This window comes from Geomonas sp. (genome assembly GCF_056994735.1).
Map to the genome: position 1 here is coordinate 1 of NZ_JBXKJL010000009.1, position 6,600 is coordinate 6,600.

Annotated in this window: 4 protein-coding genes; all 4 read left to right on the forward strand. The window is 63.9% G+C overall.

The genetic code is table 11. The annotated features are described in order from the left end of the window. On the forward strand, positions 1-1,445 hold a 1,445-nt coding region (gene kdpB, locus AC11W3_RS00460; RefSeq protein ID WP_484092296.1), incomplete at its 5' end, for a potassium-transporting ATPase subunit KdpB. A 49-nt stretch (positions 1,446-1,494) separates the two neighbouring features. Beyond that, positions 1,495-2,061 (forward strand): potassium-transporting ATPase subunit KdpC, encoded by a 567-nt coding sequence (gene kdpC, locus AC11W3_RS00465; RefSeq protein ID WP_484089290.1) that lies wholly within the window; start codon positions 1,495-1,497, stop codon positions 2,059-2,061. Between the two features lie 76 nt (positions 2,062-2,137). Next, positions 2,138-4,828 carry a DUF4118 domain-containing protein gene (locus AC11W3_RS00470; protein ID WP_484089289.1) on the forward strand — a complete coding sequence of 897 codons (2,691 nt, stop codon included), beginning with the start codon at positions 2,138-2,140 and terminating at the stop codon, positions 4,826-4,828. 126 nt (positions 4,829-4,954) lie between these two features. Continuing rightward, on the forward strand, positions 4,955-6,600 hold a 1,646-nt coding region (locus tag AC11W3_RS00475), incomplete at its 3' end, for an APC family permease (protein ID WP_484092297.1).

A 6,600-nucleotide genomic window follows, 5' to 3' on the forward strand; every position in this document is an offset into this window, starting at 1 on the left:
TCATCGAGGGGGCCAAGCGCCGCAAGACCCCCAACGAGATCGCTCTCGAAGTACTCCTGATCGCGCTAACACTCGTATTCCTGCTGGTCTGCGCCAACATCAGCCCGCTGTCGATCTACAGCGTGAAAGCGGCGGGACAGGGGACACCGGTATCGCTCACGGTGCTGGTGGCGCTCTTTGTCTGCCTGGCTCCCACGACCATAGCCGCCCTCCTCCCCGCCATCGGCATCGCGGGGATGGACCGGCTTTTCCAGAAGAACGTGATCGCCCTCTCCGGGCGCGCCATCGAGGCTGCCGGCGACGTGAACGTCCTTTTGCTCGACAAGACCGGCACCATCACCCTTGGCAACCGTGAGGCGGTGGAGTTTGTCCCGGTGGGCGGGCATACCGAGAAGGAGGTCGCCGAGGCGGCGCTGATGGCTTCTCTAAGCGACGAAACGCCTGAGGGAAGAAGCGTCGTGGTGCTTGCCAGGAAGAAGTACGGCCAGAACATGGAGTCGCTCCCGGCAGACGCGGAGACTATCGCATTCAACGCAGCAACCCGCCTCTCGGGTGTCAATACCGGCGGGAGGAAGTATCGCAAGGGCGCTGCCGACTCCACCGTCTCCTTCGTGAAGGAGCTGGGCGCGGGCACCATCCCTGCCAATCTTGAAGACGTGGTCGGCAGGATCGCCCGCGCAGGCGCTACCCCTCTGGTAGTGAGCTGCGACGCAGAGATCTTCGGGGTGATCAACCTGAAGGACATCATAAAGAGCGGAATCCAGGAGCGTTTCCAGCAGCTGAGGAGCATGGGGATCAAGACGGTGATGATCACCGGCGACAACCCTCTCACCGCGGCCGCCATCGCAGCCGAGGCGCAGGTGGACGACTTCCTGGCCCAGGCCAAGCCCGAGGACAAGCTTCGCCTCATCAAGGAAAACCAGGAAGCCGGATTCATGGTGGCCATGACCGGCGACGGCACCAACGACGCCCCGGCGCTGGCCCAGGCGGACGTGGCGGTCGCCATGAACACCGGGACCCAGCCCGCGCGCGAGGCGGCCAACATCATCGACCTCGACTCCAATCCGACCAAGCTGTTGGACATCGTGGAGGTCGGCAAGCAGATCCTGATGACCCGGGGCAACCTGACCACCTTCAGCATCTCCAACGACGTGGCCAAGTACTTCGCCATCATCCCGGCCATGATGCTTTCGATCTATCCGCAGCTGGGGGTGCTGAACGTGATGCGGCTCGGGAGCCCCTTCAGCGCCATACTCTCCGCCGTGATCTTCAACGCGCTGATCATTCCGATCCTGGTGCCGCTGGCGCTCAAGGGAACCAAGTTCCGTCCCATGCCGGCCGAGAAGCTCTTGATCCACAACCTCCTGATCTACGGGGTGGGGGGGATGATCGCGCCCTTTATCGGCATCAAGGCCATCGACATGGTGGTGGGGTTATTCGCCTAAAGTTCATGCCCCCTCCGGCAAAGGTGGGAGTTATGGGAGGTTTACGTTCATGAGAGAGTTGCGTCCGGCATTACTGATGTTCATACTTTTCACCATCATCTGCGGCGGCGTCTATCCTTCCCTCGTCACCGGCATCGCCTACGCGGTCTTTCCAAAACAGGCGAAAGGGAGCTTCATCACCGACAAGAGCAGGCACGAGATTGGCTCATCGCTGATCGGCCAGCCCTTCTCCGCTGCCAAATACTTCTGGCCCCGTCCTTCGGCCAGCACCGATTTCGGCTACAACACCATGGCATCAGGCGGCTCCAACTCGGGCCCCACCAATCCCGATTACCTGAAGACGGTGGCCGACAGGGTGAAGGCGCTGCGTGATTCCGGCGTTACCGACCGGGTCCCCGCCGACCTGGTCCAGGCCTCGGGCAGCGGCCTCGATCCGGACATTTCCCCGGAAGCTGCGCGGGTGCAGATCGCGCGGGTGGCCAAGGCGCGCGGGATGAAGGTGGAGGAGGTTCAAAGTTTGGTAGTGGCCCACACCAAGAGCCGGCAGCTAGGCTTCCTTGGCGAGCCGCGAGTGAACGTGCTCGAACTCAACCTGGCGCTCGACGCGGCGAGATAGACGTCTACGCGGAAGTCCCCCTTGTTGCAAATCCCCCCCGCCCCCCTTTATCAAGGGGGGGAGAGATTCACGGATCATGACCATGCGAAACGACGAAGAGCAACGGCCATCGCCGGAGACCTTTTTGAAGGTTGCCCGGGCCGAAGAGGCCCAGAGCGGGCGCGGCAAGCTCAGGATCTTTCTCGGATACGCCCCCGGGGTCGGCAAGACCTACACCATGCTCGAGGCGGCCCAGCAGAGAAGGCGGGACGGGCGGGACGTGGTGGCCGGCTACGTGGAGTCCCACGGCAGGAAGGAAACGGATCTTCTGCTGGAAGGTCTCGAGGTGATCCCGAAGCTGCAGGTCGACTACCAGGGAGTGCTCCTCCCCGAGATGGACATCGACGCGGTACTCGCCCGCCGGCCCCAGATCGCACTGGTGGACGAGCTCGCCCACACCAACGCCCCCGGCGGCCGCCACCAGAAGCGCTGGCAGGACGTGGAGGAGCTCATCTACGCCGGCATCGACGTCTACACCACGGTCAACATCCAGCACTTCGAGAGCCTGAACGACCTGGTGGCGCAGATCACCGGGGTGACCGTGCGCGAGACCGTCCCCGACAGGCTGCTCGATCTCGCCGTCGAGATCCGCCTGGTTGATATTCCCCCGGAAGACCTGCTGCAGCGCCTGCGCGAGGGAAAGGTCTACATCCCCGAGAAGGCGGCGCTGGCCACCGGGAAGTTCTTCAAGCCGGGGAACCTCATGGCGCTGCGCGAGCTCTCCCTGCGCCGGGCGGCTTCTCGGATCGACGACCAGATGCGGGCCTACATGGAGTCGTGCTCGATCGCCGGGCCGTGGCCGGTGGCGGAAAAGCTGCTGGTCTGCGTCAGTGGGAGCCCCTACAGCGAGAGGCTGATCCGCACCACCAGACGTCTCGCCGACGAGGTGAAGGCCCCCTGGCACACCGTATATATCGAGACGCCGGGGGTCGACAGGCACGCCAGGGAAAACCGGGAGCGGGTCTGGCGCGACCTGCGCCTGGCCGAGAGCCTGGGAGCCCAGGTAGCCACCGTCACCTCCTCCTACGTGGCCCAGGCGCTGGTCCGGTACGCGGTCGACAACAACGTGACCAAGATTGTGGTCGGCAAGCCGGCGAAGCCGCGGTGGCTCGAGTTCCTGCGGCAACCCCTCGTGGACCAGATCATCCGGCTTAGCGGAACCATAGACGTCTACGTCGTGAGCATAGAGACGGCGAAGGAGAGACCCGGGCCCGCACCTCACCAGAAAATCCCCATCCCGTGGGCCGGCTATCTCAAGGCCGTCGGGTTGGTCAGTGCTGCCTCCCTGCTCTGCGAACCGGCGTACCGGTACATTTCGCCCACCAACCTGGTCATGATCTACCTCCTTTCCGTGGTGCTCGCAGCGACCAGGCTGGGACGCCGTCCCGCGATGCTGACCGCTTTCCTGAGCGTGCTCGCCTTCGACTTCTTCTTCGTACCACCCCGCTTCACCTTCGCGGTCACCGACACCCAGTACTTCATCACCTTCGCCGGGCTCTTCACGGTCGGCGTGGTGATCAGCACGCTGGTCTCACGCTCCCGGGAGCGGGCCGAGGCGATCCGGGAGCGGGAAGAGCAGACCGCGAGCCTCTACTACCTGAGCCGCGACCTGGCCGCCGCCTCCGATCTGGACCGGATCCTAAACGCCCTGATTCGGAACATCGAGGAGAGCCTCGCCGCGCAGGTGGCGGTCCTGATGCCCGAGGGGGAGCGGCTTGAGCTGCGTGCCGGGAGCGGCGGGCTCACCCTGGAGACCAAGGAGGAGGCGGTCGCGGACTGGGCCTTCAGGAACCGCTCTCCGGCCGGGCGCGGCACCGAGACCCTGGCCTCTGCGATGCTGCTCTATCTGCCTCTGCAGACCTCGGGTGACGTGCTGGGCGTGCTGGGCATCAGGCTAAAAGAGGATAGCCAGTACGGCTCGCCCCTTCACAGGCGGCTACTGCAGGCATTTGGCACCCAGGCGGCCTTCGCCATCGAGCGGGTCCTCCTCGTCAAGCAGGCTGAGCAGGCCCAGATCCTCCGGGCGCGCGAGACCCTGGAGCGGGCGCTGCTGAATTCCGTCTCACACGACCTGCGCACCCCGCTGGTCTCCATAACCGGCGCACTGGGTGCGCTTCGGGACAAGGAGAGCGCGCTGGAAGAGAGCGCGCGGGCGGAGCTATTGGACGCCGCCTGGGAGGAGGCCGCGCGTCTCAACCGCTTCGTCGCGAACCTGCTCGACATGACCCGCCTGGAGTCCGGCGCCCTGAAATTGAAGCCGGTTCCTTCCGACCTCCAGGATGTTATCGGCTGCGCCATGGCTGCCCTGGAGCCCCAGCTGGCCAAGAGGCAGGTCGAGGTGCGGGTCCGGCCGGAACTCCCGCTAGTAAGCATGGACATGGTGCTGATGACGCAGGTGCTGGTCAATCTTTTGGACAACGCGCTCAAGTACTCTCCGCGCGACCGGCTTATCGAAATCGAGGCCGGGGTTGCCGACGGCACGGCGACCCTGGCGGTTGCCGACCGCGGTCCAGGCGTCCCCGCGACCGACCTGGAGCGGATCTTCGACAAGTTCTACCGGATCCCGGTGCCCGAAGGCGCAGGTGGGACCGGTCTCGGGCTGTCCATCTGCAAGGGGATCGTAGAGGCGCACGGCGGGAGAATTCACGCGGAAAACCGGGAGGGGGGAGGACTGAAGGTGACGGTGACCCTTCCCGTCCCCTTCGCTTCCCGGCCGACTGCATCTTGACACTTTCTTGATGCCTGAAGGGGCATCTTTACACCTTTTTTATGCTTCCTGGGGATATACTGGGGCCGAAGCTGGTGCAGCAGGCTGGAGGGTCGCCGCACCTTCGATGACACCCGAGGAGCCACAATGGAAAAGGAACGTCCCGCAGCACAGGTAAGCTTTTTCAACCGCATCGTCAGGAAGATCTTCGGCGCTCCGAAGTACCTGAAAGATCCTCACCTGTTCCACAAGATGTCGCTCATCCCGGTGCTGGCCTGGGTCGGGCTCGGCGCCGACGGACTTTCGTCGTCATCATACGGCCCCGAGGAGGCCTATCGCGCCCTCGGCTCCCACACCTATCTCGCCATAATGCTGGGGCTCGCCACCGCCGTCACCGTCTTCATCATCTCCTATGCCTACTCGAGGATCATCGAGCACTTCCCCCATGGCGGCGGCGGGTACATCGTGGCCACCCACATGCTGGGGGAGAAGGCCGGCGTCGTCTCCGGGAGCGCGCTCCTGGTCGACTACGTCCTGACCATCACCATATCCATTGCCGCCTGTGCCGATGCCCTATTCAGCTATGTCCCGGCGCACCTGCAGCACGCCAAGCTCCTTTTCGCCTGCTCGCTTGCCGTCCTTCTCATCGTGCTCAACATCCGGGGGATCAAGGAATCGGTCACGGTGATGGCGCCGATATTCATGGTCTTCGTGATCACCCACATCGTCTTGCTGCTGGATGGCGTCTTCACCCATACCGACAAGCTGGAACCGCTGACCAGGGATTTCCATGCCGGGCTGTCGCAGGACCTCTCCAGCATCGGCATCTTCGGGATACTGATGCTGTTCCTACGGGCCTACTCCCTCGGCGGCGGTACCTACACCGGGATAGAAGCGGTCTCCAACGGGCTGCAGATCATGCGCGAGCCGCGGGTACAGACCGGCAAACGCACCATGATCTACATGGCCACCTCGCTGGCCTTCACGGCGGGGATGCTCTTTCTCTGCTATTCGCTGATGGGGGTCAGGCCGGTGGAGGGGAAGACCCTCAACGCCGTCCTCGCCGACAGTCTCTTCGCCCACTGGCCGATGGGCGGGAGCATCGCCTTCATCACCATCTTCTCGGAAGGCGCCCTGCTCCTCCTGGCCGCCCAGGCCGGCTTCGTGGACGGTCCGCGCGTCATGTCCAACATGGCCGTCGACTCGTGGTTCCCGCACCGCTTCGCCGCCCTGTCGGTGAGACTCACCATGCGTAACGGCATCGTCCTCATGGGAGCTGCGGCCATCGCCCTCCTGGTCTACACCAGGGGCTCGGTTTCCCACCTGGTTGTCATGTACTCGATCAACGTCTTTCTGACCTTCTCCCTCTCGCAGCTCGGCATGTCCCGCTTCTATATCCAGCGCCGCCACGAGGACCCGCGATGGATCCGGCATCTCTCGGTCCACCTGGTCGGTTTCCTCCTCTGCGCCACCATCCTCCTGATCACCACCATCGAGAAGTTCATGGAGGGGGGATGGCTGACCCTGGTCATCACCTCCGTCGTCATCGGCTGCTGCTATGTGATCAAGGGGCACTATCTCTCGGTCAGGAAGGGGATGGCCCAGTTCGACGAGACCCTGCTCGACTTCCCGACCAGCGGCCCTGTCAACCGGGCGGCGCCCAAGACTACCGAGCCCACCGCCATCCAGCTCGTTTCCGGCTACAGCGGCTTCGGGGTCCACACCCTCCTATCAATCGTCACCTCCTTCCCCAAGACCTACAAGAACCTGGTCTTCGTCTCGGTCGCGGTCAT

Coding starts and splice junctions, on each gene's coding strand:
- kdpC (WP_484089290.1), top strand. CDS start 1,495: ATGAGAGAGTTGCGTCCGGCATTACTGATGTTCATACTTTTCACCATC.
- AC11W3_RS00470 (WP_484089289.1), top strand. CDS start 2,138: ATGACCATGCGAAACGACGAAGAGCAACGGCCATCGCCGGAGACCTTT.